Consider the following 19,611-nt stretch of genomic DNA (forward strand, 5'->3'; position numbering starts at 1 on the left):
TAGAAACATGGTAGAAAAAACAACGCGACGCAATTTTTTAATTACCAGTGTGGCTGTAGCTGGGGGTGTTGTGGGAGCAAGTAGCTTGCAAAAAGAAACTTCCAACGCTGCTAAATCAATCACAACAATCCCAGAGCGAGTGTTGGGACGCACAGGGGTCAAAGTTCCAATCTTAGGTCTAGGAGGTGCGGGTACGAAAACACCACTCGATAAGGAAGATAGAGAAGGTGATGCTTTAGCAATTATTCAAAGAGCCTTGGAACTTGGCATTCGCTATTTTGACACTGCCGCCAGCTATGGAACTAATGAGATTTATTTAGGAAAAGTGCTGCCAGCCCACCGCTCAAACATATTTTTAGCTAGTAAGACTTATGAAAAAGAGCGAGATGGTGCGTGGCGCGAATTAGAACGTTCTCTCAAACGCCTGAATACAGACTATCTCAACTTGTGGCAGTTACATAGTGTTGCCGTACCAGAACACGTAGAGACAATCTTTGGTGCTAATGGCGCAATTAAAGCTTTAGAAGAAGCGAAAGAGCAAAAAATTGTCCGGTATGTGGGAATTACAGGACACCACGAACCGGATGTCATAATTGAAGCTATGCGGCGCTATCCCTTCCATACAACCCTAATTCCGGTAAATGCCGCAGACAAACACCATCCACGACCGTACATTCCCTCAGTTTTACCATTAGCTCGGCAACAAAATGTAGGTGTAATTGCGATGAAAGTACCTGCTTACGGGAAGTTATTTCAATCTGATGGTTTGACAGGAATGCAGCAAGCAATGAGTTATGCATTATCTCAAAGTGGCGTGCATTGTTGCATAGTTTCTACAGACGACGTGCAGCAGTTAGAAGAAAATGTCCGAGTAGCTCGTGCTTTTGAGCAATTAAGCAATAATCAATTAGTCGCCATTGAAAACCGCACAGCCAAAATTTGGCAGGACAGCACATTCTATCGTGCTTGGGGCTAGTACGGTGATTGAGTAGAAACTAAATCTTGGGCGAGGATAGCAATGAAGAAATATCCCTGGCAAATAATCATGTATGGTTTACTGGGGATAAGCTGCCCTTCGGCACTGCTCACCTTCCGTCGGAGTGCATTCAAGCAAGTCGCGTTCGCGTCTAGCCCAAGAGAATGAGCCGCGAAGGGATTGGGGCTAGGGCTAGCTTTAGCCCGCAACCTAGTCGAACTCCACAATGGCACGCTCCGGACTCAAAGTGCTGGAGTTGGACAAAGTACAACCTTTGCAGCCAAAAGCTCGCCAAATTAGCGAAAAATCCTCTGTAAGACGGCAAACACAACTATTCCATTACGGTTCGCCCTAATTACTTAAACTCAGAATTTCCGTACATTAGAGCAAGAGTGAAGTAATTAACAAAGCCTTCCTAGCTAGATCCCTAAAAAGTCGACCGCACTTCCCCAGGTTCGGAAAACCACAATAGGAACAAATGGCTAGCCAAGCTCAGTATAGAAAATAGTACACAAGTCACGGTACTGAGTGCAATTTTAGTTTGTATTGATTCTGAAAATTTTAGTAGTTATAGGGAGCCAATAATCTCCAATGGCAAAAGTAGTTGGAATTGACTTAGGTACAACGAACTCCTGCGTAGCAGTAATGGAAGGTGGTAAGCCCACCGTAATCGCTAACGCTGAGGGTTTTCGGACAACGCCATCAGTCGTTGCCTTTGCAAAAAATGGCGATCGCTTGGTCGGTCAAATTGCCAAGCGTCAAGCGGTAATGAACCCAGAAAATACCTTCTATTCGGTCAAGCGTTTTATTGGGCGCAGATACGATGAGGTAACTCACGAAGCTACAGAAGTTTCTTACAAAGTAGTCCGCGATAGCAACGGCAACGTCAAGCTAGATTGTCCTGGTGCTGGCAAGCAATTTGCTCCCGAAGAAATCTCGGCGCAAGTATTGCGGAAGCTAGTAGAAGATGCCAGCAAATATTTAGGTGAAACTGTTACTCAAGCAGTAATTACCGTTCCTGCTTACTTCAACGACTCCCAGCGTCAAGCAACCAAAGATGCAGGTAAAATCGCTGGTGTGGAAGTATTGCGAATTATCAACGAACCTACAGCCGCTTCTTTGGCTTACGGTTTCGACAAAAAGAGCAACGAAACGATCTTAGTATTTGACCTTGGTGGCGGTACTTTTGACGTATCAGTTTTGGAAGTAGGTGACGGTGTATTTGAAGTATTAGCTACTTCTGGCGATACCCACTTAGGCGGTGACGACTTCGACAAAAAGATCGTTGATTACTTAGCTGACGAATTTAGACGGTCTGAAGGCATCGATCTTCGCAAAGATAGACAAGCTTTGCAGCGTCTAACTGAAGCTGCTGAGAAGGCAAAAATCGAGCTTTCTAGCGTTACTCAAGCGGAAATTAACCTTCCCTTCATTACCGCAACCCAGGACGGTCCTAAGCACCTGGATATGACGCTCACACGCGCTAAATTTGAAGAACTTTGTTCTGACCTCATCGATCGCTGTCGCATTCCTGTAGAAAATGCAATGCGTGACGCTAAATTGGACAAGAGCGCGATCAACGAAATCGTATTAGTTGGTGGTTCTACTCGGATTCCCGCAGTTCAAGACTTAGTTAAGCGGATTTTGGGCAAAGATCCTAACCAAACTGTGAACCCTGATGAAGTAGTAGCTGTAGGGGCTGCCATTCAAGCAGGCGTACTAGCTGGTGACGTTACAGGTATCTTGCTTTTAGACGTAAGCCCGCTATCTTTGGGTGTAGAAACCTTGGGCGGCGTAATGACCAAAATCATTCCTCGCAACACCACAATTCCCACCAAGAAGTCGGAAGTATTTTCTACAGCAGTTGACGGGCAAAGCAACGTAGAAATTCACGTTCTCCAAGGCGAACGGGAAATGTCTAATGACAACAAGAGCTTGGGTACTTTCCGCTTAGATGGTATTCCTCCAGCACCGCGCGGCGTACCGCAGATCGAGGTTATCTTTGACATCGATGCTAACGGGATTCTTAACGTTACCGCTAAAGATAAAGGCAGCGGTAAAGAGCAATCGATCAGCATCACAGGTGCTTCTACTCTAGACAAGTCTGAAGTCGAGCGCATGGTCAACCAAGCCGAACAAAATGCTTCAACTGATAAAGAACGCCGCGAGAAAATCGATCGCAAAAACCAAGCAGATTCGCTAGCTTACCAAGCTGAAAAGCAAATGACTGACTTGGGCGACAAAGTACCTGCAGGCGAGAAAACTAAAGTAGAAGGGTTAGTTAAGGATCTGCGCGATGCGATTTCTCAAGATAACGATGACCGGATCAAGACTTTGATGCCCGAACTACAACAAACTCTTTACAGCATCGGTGCTAACTTGTATCAGCAAGGTGGTGGTGGTGCAGCCCCAGGCGGTCCTAGCGACGATGGTGGCGGTTCTACATCTACTCCTGGTGGCGATGATGTGATTGACGCTGATTTTACTGAATCGAAGTAAGTCAAATTAGTTGTTACTTAAGCAAAGGAGGTGCGATCGCATCTCCTTTTTTGTTAAGCTCAAAAACATTGCAGGGTGCGTTGCATTGCAACGCACCCTACCACTCTAGTTACTGTTCCTAGGGGCAACTAAATCTATTAAATTGCTATTTAATAAAGGGTGTAAATCTGCTTTTTTCGCACTGGTAAGTTGCAGCGTACATTCAGAGGTGCCAAACTCTTGTCTTAAATGCGCCTCTAGCTTTTCCACTAAGCGATCGCGCCCTGTATCGCTGTTAACTGTCAAACGAGCCGCGAGCGCTATTTTATTGGTGCTAATTGTCCAAATATTCAACTTATCTACACTCTCAACGCCGTTAAAAGATGTCAAAGCAGCTTCCACCTCTACGGGATCGATCCAGCTAGGTGCGTACTCCATCAAAATTTCCCAACTTTGTTGCACTATAGGCAAAGCACTGTAAATGACAAAACAGGCAATTAACAACGCGATCGCCCCATCTACCCACATCCAACCCCAAAGGTATATTACTAAAGCAGCGAGCATCGCCCCTACCGAACTTGCTGCATCTGCTACCATGTGCAGAAAAACTCCCCGTACATTCAAATCGTGATGGCTGTGTTCGTGTAATAGAGCAATGTTGATGCCATTGATAACCAAACCAACTGTAGATACAATCAGCATTGGTAGCCCCATAACTGGTTCTGGCGACTTCAGGTGAGTTAGAGCTTCCCAACCGATAAATGTAGCGATCGCTATTAAAGCAATACTATTTGCTAAAGCTGCTAATATTTCTACTCGCTGATGCCCGAAAGTTGCTTTTTTATCGGCAGGTTGAGTAGCAAAATGCGTGGCTAATAGTGTTAGTCCTAAAGCGCTTAGATCGGCTAGTATATGCCCCGCCTCTGCTTGCAAGGCTAAACTACCGCTCCACAACCCAGTAACTAATTCAGCAACGAAGAAACTGCCTAACATTACTAAAGACAGCCATAATCGGCGCGTTTTTTGCTGGTTAGATGTGGAGGATGACTCGCAACAAGCTTGCCCAACTGCGGCGCGACGACTGAGAACTTGTTTTACCGAAAGCGCCATTTGTATTAACTGCTCATGTATAAGTCAAAGCCTGAGTTTACCTAATTAGTCAACTTTAAAGAAAATCATCTTCAACTAGCAAAAGCGATCGCTTGCAAGAGCAATTTGAATGCATTGCTCATCTGCGTTTATCTGCGTGCATCTGCGTTCCTCAAAGGTTAATCTTCGCCACTCAAGAATAAAAGTGTCAATATTTTAATTAGAAGATATTAAAACTTCTATGTCAGAACTACCCCTATCTATCGCTCAACATTACCACGATCGCACTAAATACGACCCAGACACGATCGCCTCGAAAAGCCAGGGGTTAGATTGGGATAATCAACCTGTGCCGTTTAAAGACTACAAACTTGGCACTACTTTTGACTTAAAGCAGTATTTTCAAGTAGAATCCGAAACTTTTGCCGATGAAAGTGCAACTTTGTGGTGGCGGCGCTTATCGCGCTTGCTATTGAGCAGTTATGGCTTGACGGCGAGAATTGCTACGATGACGGAAACGCCGACTTACTTACGGGCTGCACCTTCTGCTGGAGGCTTGTATCCTGCGGAAGTATATCTAATTTCTCGCGGTACGCCTTTTCTTAGCCCTGGATTGTACAACTACCAACCGCAAACTCACTCTTTATTGCAGTTTTGGGAGAGCGAAGTCTGGCAAAGTTTGCAATCGGCTTGTTTTTGGCATCCTATTTTAGAAAATACGCAATTAGCAATTGTTATCTCTGCTGTATTCTATCGTTCGGCTTGGCGCTACCAGGATCGAGCTTATCGACGGATATTTTTAGATACAGGACATTTGTTAGGCAATATCGAACTAGCTAGCGCTCTGAATGATTTTCGCCCGCACTTAATCGGCGGCTTTCAAGATGAAGCTTTAAATCGCCTACTGTATCTAGATGCTAAAACCGAAGGAGCAATTGCTGTAATTGGGCTAGCAGATTTATTAGATATCAAACAAAATTTGCCCACAGGTTTAACTGCATTGCCTTCTGCTATCTGCACCGATTTTCGTGCTGATGTTCCTGACGGGCAGTTATTAAACTATTTTCACCAGGCTACACAAATAGACGAAGAAATTACTAGAAGTCGCCAAAAAATTGACTTGCTACCTAAAAGCGATAAATATAATTTTCCCTTTTGCCTTAAGGTTCCGACAAGTACACTACCCATAGATTGGGGTGCAAACTTAGAAGGCTTAGAAAATACTATCTTCAAGCGCCGATCTACTCGCGCTTACACGGGCGAAAATTTAACTTTAAGCGAACTTAAAGCATTACTCGATTTTACCTACCAACCCCACCACTACATCGAGCAAAATCTAGATAAAACTCCCGATTACTTCGATCTCAACTTAATTGAGACATTTATCGCTGTTTCTGGGGTAGATGGGTTGGAAGAAGGTTGTTATTATTACGCCCCCAAAGCACAGGAATTAAGACAAATTCGGTTCAAAAACTTTCGCCGCGAGTTACACTTTCTCTGTTTGGGGCAGAATTTGGGACGCGATGCAGCCGCAGTGCTATTTCATACCGCCGATCTCAAAACTGCTATAGCCCAATATGGCGATCGCGTTTATCGCTATCTGCACATGGATGCAGGACATTTGGGACAAAGGTTAAATTTGGCTGCCATTTACCTGAATTTGGGTGTAAGTGGCATTGCTGGTTTCTTTGACGACCGCGTTAACGAAGTGTTAGGCATCCCTGTTGATGAGGCTGCACTTTACATTACTACTTTAGGACGGGCGAGATAATTAAGTATTCAAACTGCCCAATTCCTCCTAAATGTTGGGGTTTTGCGGCGGGGTTACTGAGTCAGCTAAATCTTCTAATTGCATTCTCTGCTCCATTTGGCGCAGAAAGTACCCTGTCATCATTGCTGAAGCTAAAAGCCCTGCTAGGTTGTCTCTATCAGTAGTAATCTTGACGTTAAAACTTTCTGAGGGCAACATTCCCACTAACCCTTGAACGTTGTGAGAAATAATTTGCTTAATTTCTGGGCTAGCAGATTTGGCAACGTGAGATAAAATTTCGGGGGATTGATTTTGAAGATACTGCAATAGTGGATTGATGCGATCTTCTTGGGCGTTGTCACTTAGAAAGTCAGAAGGAAAAACCATAAGCAGATGTGTCTGGCTAATTTGTAGATTTCTAATGTGACCTATCCTGACCCAAAACAGCAACCTTTCTTTACAAAGGATGTTTTCTCAGTGCCAACAAAATAATTAATGTGACTTACTCAAGTCTTTGAGTTGACAGGATAGAGTCATGCTTTTTCATCAAGCGTAACTAAATTATATCAACTATTACAATTTAGCAATGTATAATTTTTTGCTAATTTTACTCAAACAGGCTCGGTTGCGTAGAGCGGCACAGTAGTATCTAACTCTAATTGTTCGCAAGCTGGCAGTAATTGGGGTAACTGTTCCATCTGAAAATACTGATAGAATTTCGGCGTTACCGAGAGCATAAAAGAGCGGCAATCAGCTTGGCGGCGTTTGCGGATAAATCCCTGTTCGACGAGTTCTTGAACGTGCTGATAAGCCCCTGAACCGCGCAATTCAATTAAATCTGTTTGGGTGATAGGAGTATTTAGCGCGATCGCGGCTAAAGTCCGCAATGCACCTACGCCCAATTCTACAGGAATAATAGAATGGACTAATTCTTGAAAGTTAGAGCGCAGTTGTAGGCTGTAGCCAGAATTTGTTTCTACGACTTCTAGAGCGCTATCGCGGTGGGCAAAGTCGTCGATGAGTTCGATTAACCCTTCTTCAACACAAGAGCGATCGCAAGCTGCATATTCAGCGATTTCGGCGATCGTCAACGGCTGACCTTTTAAGTAAAGGATGGCTTCAATTTTGCTTGCTAAACGGGTCATTTAAATTTTGCAGGAAAGAAGTATGAAAATACTATATCTACAAGCACATAGATTTTGCTGTTTCCATACTTCTTACTTCAGCTTTTATTTATGCAGCTTGAGGTTCTACTAAGTTTTCTAAGCCATCTACAACCTTAGCTGACTCAATTTTGTCGCCTGCTTTTAGCTCTTCCAAAACTTCTTTACCTTCGGTAACATAACCAAACACCGAGTAACGACCATCTAATAAATTTCGTCCTGCAGGGGTTAGTTCTGGTTCAAATAAAAAGAAGAAAAATTGCGATGAACCGCCATTGGGTTCGCTTTCTGGTCTAGCCATCGCTACTGTACCAAAAGCAGAAAAAGGCAATACTACTTGATCGCGATAACGTCCAGCATCTTCGAGGGTGATGCCATAAGTTGGTACTTTATCGTTCTCGGCTAGCACTTCTAAAGGTACAGCGCGGTATTTGCCAGTATCAGGGTCGATAAAACCTTGTTCTTTACCTGGCGGATCTCCTGCTTGCAAAACGTAGGAGTCTTCGGCGCGGATAAATTCTAAGCCGTTGTAAAAACCTCGCTGCACTAAGTCTACAAAGTTTCCGGCTGTAACTGGAGCGCTATAACCATCGACAACAATTTTTAAATCGCCTTTATTAGTTGTCATGGCAACTGTGGCACGACCTTTAAGCTGAGGCAAATTGCTGTACTCGGCTGGAACTTCAAAGGGAAATCCTTCTACCATTAGGCTTTCTAACTGTCCTACTACATCGAGTAGTTGCGCCCTACCTTCCCAAATTTGGTTTTTTTCTTTAGCTTCAACAGCAGGTTCGAGAGTTTCTAAACCTGCTTGCAAGCGATCTATTAAGGCGATCGCTTCAGGTTTACGATCTTCAGGGATGCTTGCCAAAATTTTGTCAGCGCGATTGTTAGCGATTTTGCTAGCTTTACTCAAGTCGCTAGAAATTGCTCGCCAACGACGATTTGCCCGTAGTTGATTGGCAATATCTTCCAAACTTGCTTGCAGTTCGCGTACGGTGGGGTTTTCAATTGGCAGCGAGTAGCGCAGTAATGCTTTGCCGTCGGTGATTGCATTGCCAGCAGGCAGGGCTGCCATACTAGGGGAAGTCCAGCAGATCGCGCTAGTTCCTAAAAATAGAATTACAAGCAGCGTTGTTATCAAGCTGGTCTGGAGCCAGCGTTTCCACAATTTTGTCATCGGATCGCTTATTAAATGCGGCATCAGTGCCAGTTTACAGCACTGTTAACTGTTGATTGAACATTATTTACCGATCGTATTGCCACATAACCAAAAACGCATCATCCCGCCAGCCGTAGAGACGTAGCACTGCTACGTCTCTACATACCCCAATACCCCTTGTCCCCTTCAGGCGGTACAATTAAATGCCGATTGCCTTACACAAATTACATAAACGTTAATTGCCACATGATTTCTAGTAATGACTTTCGCCCTGGGGTAACGATTGTATTAGATGGTTCGGTTTGGCGGGTAGTAGAATTTCTCCACGTCAAGCCTGGAAAGGGTTCTGCTTTCGTGCGTACGAAGCTGAAAAATGCTCAAAATGGTAGCGTTGTCGAACGTACATTTCGGGCAGGGGAAACTGTACCTCAAGCTAACTTAGAAAAAAGCACGATGCAGCATACCTATAAGGATGCTGACGATTACGTGTTTATGGATATGGAAACGTACGAAGAAAGCCGCCTCAGCGCTAATCAAATTGGCGATCGCGTTAAGTATCTTAAAGATGGCATGGAAGTCAATGTCGTACGTTGGGACGAGCAAGTAATTGAGGTAGAATTGCCCAATTCTGTAGTTTTGGAAGTAACGCAAACTGACCCTGGCGTGAAAGGCGATACTGCTACTGGCGGCACTAAACCAGCTACTTTGGAAACTGGGGCGATGGTTATGGTTCCCTTATTTATTACGACTGGGGAGAGAATTAAAATTGATACCCGTAACGACTCCTATCAGGGTCGAGAATAAATTCTACGCGATCGCTTTGAGCATTCAACGTCAGCTAACTTTAGATTTTAAATTGGTTTATTTCCACATTTTCAATCCGCGTTTAGACTCGCTGAAGTGCAAAAAGTGCAAAAAGTGCCCATTGCTAAATAAATCAGGTCATTTGCTGTGCCACTCGACTTTAACGAAATACGTCAACTTATAGTTACGATCTCTCAAACTGATATTGTCGAACTTAGTCTCAAAAGCGACGATTTTGAGCTAACTGTACGCAAAGGTATTAGTGGGGGCGATCGCTTAGTATCTGAGAGCGGAGCCAATTCTAGTAGTATCGATGTAGGATTGCCTGCCAGTACGACAATTCCCGCCACCACAGACATCGGACGAGTTAACCGTCAGGGAGATGCTTTAACTACTCCTGCTAGCAACCAAGCGCCTGCTAATACGCCACTCGATCCCAAATTGTTAGAGGTAATTTCACCAATGGTAGGCACATTTTATCGCGCTCCGGCTCCAGGAGAATCAGCTTTTGTTGAAGTTGGCGATCGCATTCGTCTCGGTCAAACTGTGTGTATTATTGAGGCAATGAAGCTGATGAATGAGATTGAAACTGAAGTCTCTGGGCAGGTTGTAGATATCCTAGTCGAAAACGGCGAACCTGTAGAATACGGGCAGCCATTAATGCGAATTAATCCTAATTAATAATTACTAAGTTTTAAATTAACAATTAATTAACGATTAATTGCTAGAATTTTGGATCAGTGACTTTCTGGGTGATCTAATGAAATCAGCAATGTCTGTACCATCAGAAGTTGTGCAACAAGTAGCTGAATACTTCAGCCTACTCAGCGAACCGATGCGCTTGCGTCTTTTGACTCTACTTCGAGATCGCGAAAAATGCGTCCAAGAGTTGGTAGAAGCAACGCAAACAAGTCAGGCAAACGTTTCCAAGCACCTAAAAATCATGTGGCAAGCAGGTATCCTCAGTCGTCGAAGCGAAGGAACTTCGGCTTACTACCGCGTAGAAGACGACATGATTTTTGAGCTATGCAACCAAGTATGCGATCGCCTAGCCAATCGCATCGAACAGCAAGCTCATCAGTTTCGCGTAATCAACGGCAAGCGGCAAGATGCAAGGATCGGCAGGCACGCACGCGGCTTACCGCTACCCTAAACTAGAGTGTAAAGTTTTCCTGAAAACTTTGGCGCGTCATCGGCTGACTTACTTCTAAGCCTTCACCGCCTAACACTTCTAACGGTTTGCCCTCCACTTCGATCCACACATTCGCATTTGCATCTAATGTTGTGGCAGTGTATATAACTTGTGCCAAACGACCGCTCATTGAGGCACTGCCACCTCCTGTCGTAAATTCTGGCGACAGATCGACGTGTATGCCGTCTTCTTTTACTTCTAAACTGCGGAGTTTTGTCCCTGCGGGAATAGTGCTGCTAACTTTAGCATCTGCAGAACCCGCAAGTAAGCCTTGAAAAGCTGCCTCTAGTACAGCATTGGGCTGTTTCGTATTTACTTCTATCGGCTTAGGGACGAGTTCTAGGTTTGTACCTGTGTCTCTAAGTAAATAAATTTGCGCCGTCGTCGATTGCGCTGCCTGGGACGGTGTTGGCTGCTGAACTACGTTAGGAACTGTAGTCGACGGGTTAGTTGGCGGATTGGTAGCATGAAACCCCCACCAAGCTGCGCCACCGCCTGCTGCTACAGCCGCGATGATGGCAGCAGCGATCGCACCATTAGGAAGGCGGTTAACTCTTTGTTCTCGTGTCATGGAAAACTCCTAAATATTGGTTAAAAAGAGCTTTAATGGGCGAACAGCGAACAGCTTTGGCAAATTGCTGGAAGATTTAACTGGTCACTGGTCACTGGTTACTGGTCACTGAAACAGAGGGGTCTACTCGCAAGAAAGCAGCAATTTCTATTTGATCTGGACTAATTTGCAATTTGAGAATTCTGGCTGTGATGCCGTAGGCTTCTAAATTAGCAAGATTGAGTTGCGTGCCTAAGTTATTGGCGATCGCGCGAACTAGCTGCTGTGGGACTTCCTCCTGATTGACATATATTACTGGCTCCAATAGTTGAATTTGTTTGCTGGCTATTAAGTTTATGCCTGTCTCTACCCTAATTGCTAGTTTGGTATTAGCTTCTGTCAATTCTACCTGGAAGCGCAGGCGATTATTTGCCAACAATTCTAGGCGAGGATTGACTAGGTTGTACGCAGGCGGTGCTTGCCTTGATTGCGGTTTGAGGAAATTAATACTCAAACTACCCAATTTAGCCGCAATCTGGGGCGATCGCAAGGCTCGATTGATATCTTGCTGCTGCACGACCAGACGCACACCAGCTTGCAAAGGTTGCTCTAGTTGTAGCTGTTTTTGCGGGCGGAGATTAATGTCAATCGGATCGCTTTCTAATTCCAACACAGCTAGGCGCAAACTTGGCTGTTTTAGCTCTAAACCTCTGCCTGCTATGCGTATGCGTTGAACTTTGCCATTGAGTAGTTGGTGAGTAGGAGCATTGTCAAGGCGCACTTGCAGCTTGTCTGCGCGGGCAAATTGCGATCGCACTGCTTTGGCAGCCGCAGTTTCGACAACTAAGCCAGCAGGCGATATTATCCCCAACCAGCTAGATAGGAAAATAGTCAAAAATTCCACGTTTAAAGGTTCACGCTTAACTAATATGCTTCTTTATTGTCCAATTTGCTGCTAGCGCGTCCAGCCTGATGACTTAATAAAGTCAAAATATTGAAAAAACAACGTGTATTGAAACGATCTGCCCAATGTTCTGCAGGTACTTGCCAAGGATCTCTACCTAACAAATCCGTTATTAATTGGCGATCGCTTGCCTTAGTTGTTTCCCATATTTGCCGAACCGTCGGGCTGTGCAGCACGTACCAACCCATGTTGGGCCAAGAACCCTGTGTGGCTAAACCTTCGGCATTTGACGGTGGTGGCGATTGCAGGCGCTTGACTTTATTGATTGCTGCCTTTAATAGTTGTTCGGATTTGCTAGCACCAGGTCGCCAGCCATAGTTAGCATCAACAATTCCTTCACCACCAATTCTTGCCGATACTAAACTCCACAAACTAGCATTTAGTTTCCACTTGACAGGGGTTTGACTGTAACACTCGGCGATCGCTATATCTGCCATAAAAGTATCGTAAGGAAAGCAGTTAAACAGCAAAGGAAAAGACAAACCAGCAGCATAACACATAGGACGATTGCGTTTGTCTTCTACTTGCAAGCGTTCGAGGTCGTTACGGAAATATACAGGAACATCGCCAAACCACTCGTGCAAGCGCTGGCGGATTGATTCGCCATACATTGGCGGTAGCGCATGATTGTAAGACATAGGCGGGTCTATAAAACCGCCATTCCATTTAGAACCAAACGTCATCCAAGGTAAATGCTGTCCTAAAAACTTGGCACTACGTCGCTCTAAATTAGCAAATTTAAATAAAAAATCAGTAGAACAAGCACTTAATACCGTATTGGCTGCCAATTTGCCACATACTACCTCTCTAGTTCCCAAAAAGTGATTGTCAAAGGCAGACCACATACCCCCAGAATACTTTGCCCCCAAATGCAGCCACCGAGGATAGTAGTCTTCATCCCTAGGAAAACCTATGTATTCAACTCCTGCTTGCTGACATAACTGCTGTGCTGCGGCTGATTCTTGGTTGGGAGTGTCGTACAAATTTAACCCAGATAAGCGATCGCGTTCGGCACTGGCAAACAAAATTACTCTAGAATCTAAACCACCACTGGTATAGCTAACAGTTGGTTGCAACCGAGGCAAAGTCCGGATATAAATGCTGTGGCTGACAGCAGCAGTTAATTGTTCGGCAGCTTGGGAGAGATTGGCAAAAAAACCTGCTTGAAACGGTTGCCAGTATTCGCGGCGCTGAAAAGTTTGTTGCTGTAAATCCCACTGGCAATGAGTAGCTACGCCAGCATATTTAATTTCCTGATAATAGGTGTGGGGGGGCGTTGCTTTACCCTGCCACAGAAATTCCGCCATTGAAACATAGTCCCATGATGTCTCTGTCGCTGGATCGTCAGCGATCGCATCGGGAAAACTAGCAATTACACAGTTATTAACTTGCTCTGGCTGATAGAGAAAAACTGGATAATAACCGAACCTATCTGTCAAAAGATGAACTTGCTGGTTTCTAGGGTCCCAAATTAAAACCACAGCAGCACCATTGAGGGATTTTTCGATACCTGCAACGCCCGATCGCAAATAATTATCTAATAGTAAGCGGTTGCTTAACCCACCTTCGTAACGGTCTAATTTAGTTGCTTTTTGCCACTCTGGTTCGTCCCAGGCGATCCGCCCTCCACAAATAACTCTTACGCCTGTTTGTAAGTCTAAAGCAGGTGCAAATAATTCCAGATTATTCTGACTAACCCAACTACAACCAAAGCCATGTTCATTGACTATCTGAATTTCTTCGTCAAAGAACTGCAACTGTTTTGCTGCTACTTTGAGGTAAGAACTATCGCGATCGCCAATTATTGCGTACAGACCAGCCATTTCTTCCTATTGAGTGGTAGCGAGGGTTTCCAGCATTAGTAAAGATATATTTTTGTTAGGTTTTAAATTAAACTTACGTATAATTGCGATCTTTATTTTACTAACTACTGTTGTAATTAACACATCCTATAGGCATAGTTAAGGAACTTGCAGGGCAAAAAAGTTGGGATGAGGTAAAGCTTAAAAAGATAAATACCCAAATTGACAAAAGTCACAAAATTGTCAGTTAGTTGTCACAGCGCTGTCACACTTAATGCTTATAGTTTAATTACGAGCATTAATTGCTCCTCACACCACAATTTGACGGCAATGCCCTCCTAATTATAGTAAAGGAGGGCATTTTCATTAAGTGACCGAGCATTTTGCCCTCCCTAACGGAAGGGATTACTGCTAAATTTTGCCAGAAACTCTTATTTTGTTACTAATTCAGGTTGTGGTGGTACTTCTTCAATTGGCAGTCCTAGCGTAGATTTGTACAGTTTTACGTACTCCTCGGCAGAAGATTCCCAGCTAAAGTTCTGCTGCATTCCACGTTGCTGCAATGCCTGCCATTGAGGTTTGTAGTGGAACCCTTCCCAAGCACGTACCATGCAAGTATATAAATCTAATGGTTCGTAGCGATCGAAGCAGTAGCCCGTACCTGCATTATGGATCGGATCGTGATGAGATACAGTATCTACCAATCCACCAGTGCGCCGGACAATTGGCACGCAGCCGTAACGCAAAGCTAGCATTTGACTAATACCGCAAGGTTCAAAACGACTAGGCATTAAGAAAGCATCGCTACCCGCGTAGATCCTTCTTGCGATCGCATCGCTATATAGTAAGTATGTCGCCATGCGTCCAGGATAGCGCGAGGCAAGTTGCCATAATTGAGTTTCGTAGTAGCGGTCGCCTGTTCCTAATAACACGAATTGAGCATCAGTATAAGCCAAGAACCGATCTAAAGTTTGCAATACGAGATCGATGCCTTTTTGTTCGACTACGCGCGTTACCATCCCCACCAAAAAGCGATCGCTATTTAGTTCTAAGCCTACTTCTTCTTGTAGGGCAATTTTATTTGCCTTGCGTTTATCTAAAGTATCGGCATTATAAGTTTGCGCGATGTACTTATCGTCAGCCGGATTGTAAACTTCAGTATCGATGCCATTGACAATCCCCGATAGCTTGCCGCTAATAAAAGACATTAAGCCTTCTAGCTTCTCGCCATACTCAAGCGTTTGAATTTGCTGGGCGTAAGTAGGCGAAACAGTATTGACGCGATCGGCAAACTGTACCGCTGCCGCCATTGTATTATGCCCTTGCATATACCAAGGACACCAAGTAATTTTTTCGAGGAACCAGCGCCAAGGACCTTGATAAGCAAGATTATGAATTGTAAAAACAGTAGTAATGTCCGGTGATTGATTCATCCATACTGGAATCATGCCCGTGTGCCAGTCGTGACAGTGAATAATTTCTGGTTTCCAATAATTCCAGCAAAATTCCGCCGCACCGTTGGCAAACAACGTAAACCGCCAGTCTTCATCATCTCCAGAATAAATCCGCCGAGGTGAAAAAGCCGGATGAGCAAATAAATATAAGGGAACGTCTGTTCCAGGCAAGACAGATTCGCAAACAGCAAAAGACTGGAACATGGCATATCCGTACCAGACTGGTTCTAGCGGAATATGCATTTTTTCCGACAAAAAACCGTAATAAGGCATGAATATCCGAACATCATGCCCCATTGCTCTTAATATCTTTGGTAAAGCCCCGACTACATCTCCCATCCCGCCTACTTTGGCGATGGGTGCGGCTTCGGCAGCAACAAATAAAATTCGCATCTTGATTTTGGCGTTTGCAACTGAAGGATGAAAGAAAAAAAGATGCAGGCAACATAACTTGCATCTTTACTCCCTTGCTTCGGTCATCATATTTTGATTTGACCGTTTTTGATAGAAGGCAGAAAATAACAGGTCTTGAAGTATTTTTGATTACCGTTTCATTAGCTGCGTTGAACAGCCTCAAATATTGCTGCTAGAATTTCTTGCGCTCCTTGCGATCGCATTTTCTCGGCTAGTTCGATGCCAATATTTTCGGCATCGTCAGTTTTACCTGTAACTGTATCTTTAACGATCTGTTGCCCGTCAACGCTAGCTACTATGCCTGTTAGCGTCAAATTATCGCCATCTAGGACAGTATTAACGCCGATTGGAACTTGGCAGCCGCCTTCGAGTGCGCGTAAAAAAGCCCGTTCGGCTAAAGCGCGATCGCGTGTTGGTACGTGTTCGATCGCTTTGAGTAATGACAGTACCTCAGTATCGTCAGTACGACATTCTATTCCTAAAGCCCCTTGTCCGACAGCGTGCAGGGAAATTTCTGGGGGCAAAACTTGGTGGATGCGATCGCCCATTCCCAATCTCTGCAATCCTGCTACAGCAAGAATAATGGCATCAAATTCGCCAGAATCTAGTTTTTCTAGGCGAGTAATCAGATTGCCGCGAATATCTTTAAATGTCAAATGCGGAAAATGGTGACGCAACTGCGCTAATCTTCGCAAGGAAGATGTGCCAACGATAGCGCCAGGTGGCAAAGTATCGATCTGTTTACCAGAGTGCTTTTCGTGTACTACCAAAGCATCGGCAGGATTTTCGCGTTCGGTTACAACACCCAACATTAAGCCATTGGGTAAGTTTGTCGGCAAATCTTTGAGAGAATGTACGGCAAAATCAATTTCTTGTTGCAGCATTCCTACTTCGAGTTCTTTGGTAAATAAACCTTTGTCGCCAATTTTGGCTAAGGCAACATCCAAAATTTTGTCGCCTTGAGTGGACATGGTATATACTTCAAACGTGCGATCGGGAAATGCTTTTTGCAGTTGTTCTTGCACCCAGTAAGTTTGCACCAAAGCTAGCTGACTTTTGCGCGAACCAATCCGAATTGTGCGAGGAGGACTAGAAACAGTAGAAGACATATTAATAGCAGCTTTTAAAAAAATTCGCTCTCGATCTAGACTACCGCAGCGATCGCATTTCACGCGGAATCTCTATTTTAGGTTTTTTTAAGCAACTTAATTATCTAAGCTCTACAATTTTGCCGTAGATTAGCTCTAACTCAATCTCAAAGTTAGAGCTAGTAAGTTTTTGATTTAACCGTAGGTGAAGTAATCAGTATTATTAAGGCTGATAGTATCAGGAGCAATATTTTGTAAAATGGCAATTAATTCGTTTGTGCCGCCATTATCTAGATATATTGCTGTTCCTGACGGTAAATTGCTAGGCGATGCGCCCAATGAGTAGTTAAATCCGGCTGCTAGCGAAATAGAATCTTCATTGGTATTAAAGTCAGTAATTAATGCGTAGTCAGATGTAGAGCCTGAATCGTAATAAACATTTACGCCACTACGCGCCGAACCGCCCCACAGTTCAAAGGTATCTCTACCTATACCGCCCGTCAAAATATCGAAGTCTCCATCACCGAAGCTTTGCGGACTGGTAGAGTCATCGTACGCAAATCCTGCACCATTAATTACATCGTCGCCAGCACCACCAACTAAAATATCGTTGCCCGTATATCCATACAAGCTATCGCTACCATTACCACCATACAAGCGATCGCTACCTGCCTGACCGAACAAGCTATCGTTGCCATCTTGTCCGTAGATGCGATCGTTACCTCCACCACCAAAGGCATAATCATTTCCAGCTGCTGCAAATATGCGATCGCTAGTTACATCGCCAAATAAAAAGTCAATATTAGCTGTGCCTTGAATATCCATGCTGGTAGATCCCAAAAATCGTTGATTTCACTGTTGTATTTTTTTGTCGCTTGTCCTATGGGAGCAACGACAACCAACAACCATAATCGCTGACTTTGCCGAGTGACTAGGGAGATTCTACTAAAGAAAAAAGTAACAAAAGTAGCAAAACATTTAATTATCTTAGATAAAATATGGTGCTAATTCCAGCGATCGCAATTATTGCCCCATAAATCGCTCTTTGGCTCAGTTTTTCGCCACTCCAAGCCGCGATCGGCAGGACAAATAAGGGGGCAGTATTAGTCAGCGTTAGGGCAATACCTACAGCCGTAAATTTAATGGCGCTTTGTTGCAACCAGATACCTAAATAAGTGCCAGCAAAAGCCGCAAAGCTTAATCCAGCAAGGAATGAAAAAGAAAAAGGCTTAGGCGCAAAGTTATTTGCAGGTCTTTTCAGTAATATCCACAATACTAAACTTAGCACTCCAGCAATTATCCGTAACAGCGCCGCCCATAACGGGGAAATACTGGTATCAACAAGCGCAGCCCTAGCTAAAACCCCACCAATTGCTAAAGCAAAAGCAGCGATCGCTCCGTAGATAATTCCGGCTTTTAAACGTAAGGGGTAATTGGCGATGTCACTGACTCTTTCGGTAACTACCCAAGCAACACCAAGCACAGTTAATATAATCCCCAGCCAAGCACCAGCACTGGGCGATTCCTGGAGAAAAATTAGGGCAATAATTGCTGTTATCGGCGGTGCTAAAGTTTCCATTAGTAAAGCACGACGCGCTCCCAAGCAGTTGAGGGCGGCAAAAAATGCTGTATCGCCAAGTCCAATGCCTACAGCACCGCTCAGTAGTAATAAGCAGAGGTTGTTAGTAGAGATTTCGGGCAGTAGTTCGCCGCGTACTAATAAAGTAACGATAATTAGCGCGATCGCGATCGCACCTTTGAGTAAGTTGAGATAGAGAGGCGCGATTTGCTGCCCTAGTCTACCGTAAATTGCTGAAGAGATTGCCCACAAGCAAGCCGCACCGAGAGCAGCACTTTCTCCACGAAAATTTGTTAAGAGGGCGATCGCCTCAATTTTTGGTGTCATTAAATACTGCCATTTAGTGTATTACGGTGTTTGTACTTAGATAGAGGCGATAGCGATCGCATTAGATATTTTGGGTACTCTAAGCTCAGATGCACTGTTTATTAGGACAAAACTCAGCAGACTATCAAAAGGGTACTCAGATGTCAAAGCAAAATGTAACTCAATTTCTTGCCGATGCTGCACAAGACAGAGCTTTACGAGAAAAATTTCAAGTGGCAACTAGCTCAGATGAATTTTTAAGCATTGCTCAACAACTAGGCTACAATTTCACAACCGAAGAACTGCAAAATGTAATTCACGATTACAGCCAAGGGATAGAAGTCAGGAGACACACAGGCATTTGGCCCTGGCTGCGTAGCGTCCACTGGACTTAGAAAGTCGCGGTTATTAAAATGTAAAGGATAGAAGTAATTACATTAAATCCTTTGCCCTTAAACCATATTTATCAGTTTAATACCGGAGAAAGTTTGCTGCTTTCCTCCGTTTTTTTATGGATATACGTAGGTATTTAAAGAACTACTTTTTTGTACATAAGTACCGCTAATACTCAGTTTTGCCAGCATATATCAGCTTATTTAAGTAGTTTTAACCTAGTTTTATTCAGGTAAAGATGATTATTTCTCAGCTATCTCAGTAATTTTTAGGCAGTATTTACGCAATTACCGTATATATACTTTTGGTGTTTCTGCGACACTTATAGCGGCAACAGTGAATTTCGCTAGCAAATAAATCAGTATAATTTCGCTTGGTTACTTAGGAATATTTGTTTTATCTTTATTTTGTAGCTTGGTTGTGTAAAGCTTTCATAGAGCGCCCAGT

Annotated in this window: 19 protein-coding genes; 8 read left to right on the forward strand and 11 right to left on the reverse strand. The window is 44.0% G+C overall.

The genetic code is table 11. The annotated features are described in order from the left end of the window. The first annotated feature begins 7 nt into the window (after positions 1–7). From UH38_RS03130 to dnaK, 3 genes are all read left to right on the forward strand, one after another. Entirely contained in the window at positions 8–976 is a 969-nt protein-coding gene (locus UH38_RS03130) for an aldo/keto reductase (protein WP_045053166.1), read from the forward strand. Positions 977–1,202: 226 nt separating this feature from the next. Further along, entirely contained in the window at positions 1,203–1,331 is a 129-nt protein-coding gene (locus UH38_RS27835) for a hypothetical protein (RefSeq protein WP_268748859.1), read from the forward strand. 236 nt (positions 1,332–1,567) lie between these two features. Continuing rightward, entirely contained in the window at positions 1,568–3,475 is a 1,908-nt protein-coding gene (dnaK, locus tag UH38_RS03135; RefSeq protein ID WP_045053167.1) for a molecular chaperone DnaK, read from the forward strand. 105 nt (positions 3,476–3,580) lie between these two features. Here dnaK and UH38_RS03140 read toward each other — a convergent pair whose 3' ends face one another. Then, a complete protein-coding gene (locus tag UH38_RS03140; protein WP_045053168.1) occupies positions 3,581–4,564 on the reverse strand; it encodes a cation diffusion facilitator family transporter in 984 nt (327 codons plus the stop codon). 220 nt (positions 4,565–4,784) lie between these two features. Between UH38_RS03140 and UH38_RS03145 the strand changes: the two genes are divergently transcribed. After that, complete coding sequence (locus UH38_RS03145) at positions 4,785–6,314, forward strand: SagB/ThcOx family dehydrogenase (protein ID WP_045053169.1); 1,530 nt, start codon at positions 4,785–4,787, stop codon at positions 6,312–6,314. A gap of 27 nt (positions 6,315–6,341) precedes the next feature. Here the strand turns inward: UH38_RS03145 and UH38_RS03150 are convergent, their stop codons facing one another. From UH38_RS03150 to UH38_RS03160, 3 genes are all read right to left on the reverse strand, one after another. Then, positions 6,342–6,680, reverse strand: a complete 339-nt coding sequence (locus UH38_RS03150) for a DUF760 domain-containing protein (RefSeq protein WP_045053170.1) — start codon at positions 6,678–6,680, stop codon at positions 6,342–6,344. A gap of 224 nt (positions 6,681–6,904) precedes the next feature. Continuing rightward, positions 6,905–7,438 carry an SMC-Scp complex subunit ScpB gene (scpB, locus tag UH38_RS03155; RefSeq protein WP_045053171.1) on the reverse strand — a complete coding sequence of 178 codons (534 nt, stop codon included), beginning with the start codon at positions 7,436–7,438 and terminating at the stop codon, positions 6,905–6,907. An 88-nt stretch (positions 7,439–7,526) separates the two neighbouring features. Continuing rightward, entirely contained in the window at positions 7,527–8,636 is a 1,110-nt protein-coding gene (locus UH38_RS03160; RefSeq protein ID WP_045053327.1) for a peptidylprolyl isomerase, read from the reverse strand. A 228-nt stretch (positions 8,637–8,864) separates the two neighbouring features. Between UH38_RS03160 and efp the strand changes: the two genes are divergently transcribed. The 3 genes from efp (at position 8,865) to UH38_RS03175 (ending at position 10,575) form a co-directional block, all read left to right on the forward strand. Continuing rightward, the gene (gene efp, locus UH38_RS03165; protein WP_045053172.1) at positions 8,865–9,422 is read left to right on the forward strand and encodes an elongation factor P; all 558 of its coding nucleotides are present in this window, start codon (positions 8,865–8,867) and stop codon (positions 9,420–9,422) included. A 147-nt stretch (positions 9,423–9,569) separates the two neighbouring features. Beyond that, complete coding sequence (accB, locus tag UH38_RS03170; RefSeq protein ID WP_045053173.1) at positions 9,570–10,103, forward strand: acetyl-CoA carboxylase biotin carboxyl carrier protein; 534 nt, start codon at positions 9,570–9,572, stop codon at positions 10,101–10,103. A gap of 79 nt (positions 10,104–10,182) precedes the next feature. Further along, positions 10,183–10,575, forward strand: coding sequence for an ArsR/SmtB family transcription factor (locus UH38_RS03175; RefSeq protein WP_045053174.1), 393 nt, complete (start codon positions 10,183–10,185; stop codon positions 10,573–10,575). A gap of 1 nt (position 10,576) precedes the next feature. Here UH38_RS03175 and UH38_RS03180 read toward each other — a convergent pair whose 3' ends face one another. From UH38_RS03180 to UH38_RS03210, 7 genes are all read right to left on the reverse strand, one after another. Further along, positions 10,577–11,185 carry a GerMN domain-containing protein gene (locus UH38_RS03180; RefSeq protein WP_045053175.1) on the reverse strand — a complete coding sequence of 203 codons (609 nt, stop codon included), beginning with the start codon at positions 11,183–11,185 and terminating at the stop codon, positions 10,577–10,579. A 91-nt stretch (positions 11,186–11,276) separates the two neighbouring features. Then, entirely contained in the window at positions 11,277–12,068 is a 792-nt protein-coding gene (locus tag UH38_RS03185; protein WP_045053176.1) for an LmeA family phospholipid-binding protein, read from the reverse strand. A gap of 20 nt (positions 12,069–12,088) precedes the next feature. Next, positions 12,089–13,951 (reverse strand): asparagine synthetase B family protein, encoded by a 1,863-nt coding sequence (locus UH38_RS03190; RefSeq protein ID WP_045053177.1) that lies wholly within the window; start codon positions 13,949–13,951, stop codon positions 12,089–12,091. 410 nt (positions 13,952–14,361) lie between these two features. Beyond that, the gene (gene glgA / locus UH38_RS03195) at positions 14,362–15,777 is read right to left on the reverse strand and encodes a glycogen synthase GlgA (protein WP_045053178.1); all 1,416 of its coding nucleotides are present in this window, start codon (positions 15,775–15,777) and stop codon (positions 14,362–14,364) included. Positions 15,778–15,938: 161 nt separating this feature from the next. Continuing rightward, entirely contained in the window at positions 15,939–16,907 is a 969-nt protein-coding gene (gene hemC / locus UH38_RS03200; RefSeq protein WP_045053328.1) for a hydroxymethylbilane synthase, read from the reverse strand. A gap of 174 nt (positions 16,908–17,081) precedes the next feature. Then, on the reverse strand, positions 17,082–17,711 hold the full coding sequence (locus UH38_RS03205; protein ID WP_052672236.1) for a calcium-binding protein: 630 nt from the start codon (positions 17,709–17,711) through the stop codon (positions 17,082–17,084). A 157-nt stretch (positions 17,712–17,868) separates the two neighbouring features. Then, positions 17,869–18,792 carry a DMT family transporter gene (locus UH38_RS03210; RefSeq protein WP_045053179.1) on the reverse strand — a complete coding sequence of 308 codons (924 nt, stop codon included), beginning with the start codon at positions 18,790–18,792 and terminating at the stop codon, positions 17,869–17,871. A 140-nt stretch (positions 18,793–18,932) separates the two neighbouring features. On the opposite strand from UH38_RS03210, the gene UH38_RS03215 reads away from it, so the two are divergent. Beyond that, entirely contained in the window at positions 18,933–19,166 is a 234-nt protein-coding gene (locus tag UH38_RS03215) for a Nif11-like leader peptide family natural product precursor (protein WP_045053330.1), read from the forward strand. Positions 19,167–19,611 lie beyond the last annotated feature (445 nt).

Origin of the sequence: Aliterella atlantica CENA595 (genome assembly GCF_000952155.1) — a bacterium.
Taxonomy (GTDB): Bacteria; Cyanobacteriota; Cyanobacteriia; order Cyanobacteriales; family Chroococcidiopsidaceae; genus Aliterella; species Aliterella atlantica.